General features: G+C 51.7%; 1 protein-coding gene. It reads left to right on the top strand.

From position 1 onward, the window contains the following. Positions 1-62 precede the first annotated feature (62 nt). Positions 63-1,228 (top strand): IS3 family transposase gene (locus tag ACT3RQ_RS17680; protein WP_139296708.1). Its coding sequence is split into 2 segments (ribosomal slippage): positions 63-324 and positions 324-1,228, totalling 1,167 coding nucleotides; the frame shifts between segments, so codons are not numbered across the junction. Positions 1,229-1,258 lie beyond the last annotated feature (30 nt).

Raw genomic sequence — 1,258 nt, 5'->3', positions numbered from 1 at the left:
TGTGATCTTGCCCAGTAACGATGGACACCTCAAGAATGTAATACACTGCAACGAGGTGAACCATGGCAAGATCGACGACATCAATGAAGAAAAAATCCTATACCCGTTACTCAGATACCTATCGGCAAGAAGCGTTAGCGCTTGCTGATCGCATAGGCGTTGCCGCAGCGGCTCGTGAACTGGGCATACACTCGAGTCAGCTTTATCAGTGGCGTTCTAAGGTTCAGCAACAGCAAGATACATCTGAGCGAGAGCGGTCGCTGGCAGAAGAAAACGTTCGTCTGAAGCGGCAATTAGCCGAAGCCAATGAGGAGCTGGCTATCACAAAAAAGGCCGCGGTGTACTTTGCGAAGAGCCTGAAGTGAAGTACGCCTTTATCCATCGTCATCGCCAGGCTTTCAGTGTTCAGCGCATGTGCCATGTTGTTGGGGTCGCTCGAAGCGGCTACTACGCTTGGCGACAGCGCGAAGGAGGTCTGTCTCTAAAGCGCAGCCAGCAAGCCGTTCTCGATAAGCGTGTGGCTGCGGCGTTTCACCAACGTAAAGGCCGCTCAGGCGCCCCGAGATTAGCTCTAGACCTGCAAGATGACGGAATACCGGTGAATCGCAAGACCGTGGCTGCCAGCTTACAGCGACAAGGCCTGCGTGCTAAAGCTGCCCGTAAGTTCAAGGCCACCACAAACTCTCGACATTCGCTACCTGTTGCGCCAAACCTGCTAGAGCAAGACTTCAGGGCTTCAGCCCCTAATCAAAAGTGGGTGGGTGATATCACCTACTTGGCGACGGGTGAAGGTTGGCTTTATCTTGCTGTGCTAATTGATCTTTACTCTCGCAAAGTCGTTGGTTGGGCAATGAGCGAGCGTATGACGGCAGATCTTGTCTGTGATGCACTACAAATGGCGCTATGGAAACGTAAAATGCCAACAGGCGTGATCGTCCATTCAGATCGAGGTGGTCAGTACTGTTCGACGCTGTATCAGTCGCTACTGACGCGACATGAACTCAAGTGCAGTATGAGCGCGAAAGGCAACTGTTATGATAACGCCTGTGCCGAAAGCTTCTTTCACAGCCTCAAGGTGGAAGCGATCCACGGCGAGAACTTTAAAACGCGAGATATGATGAGACGCCAGGTGTTTGAATACATCGAACTGGACTACAACAAGCAACGACGGCACAGTGCTATAGGGATGATCAGCCCAGAGGCGTTTGAAGTCCGAATGATCGCTTAAACGAGTGTCCACTGTTGCTGGGTAAGATCA

The organism is Halomonas sp. AOP43-D1-4 (assembly GCF_052446175.1).
Lineage (GTDB): Bacteria > Pseudomonadota > Gammaproteobacteria > Pseudomonadales > Halomonadaceae > Vreelandella > Vreelandella citrativorans.
This window is presented reverse-complemented; position numbering and strand designations above follow the sequence as displayed.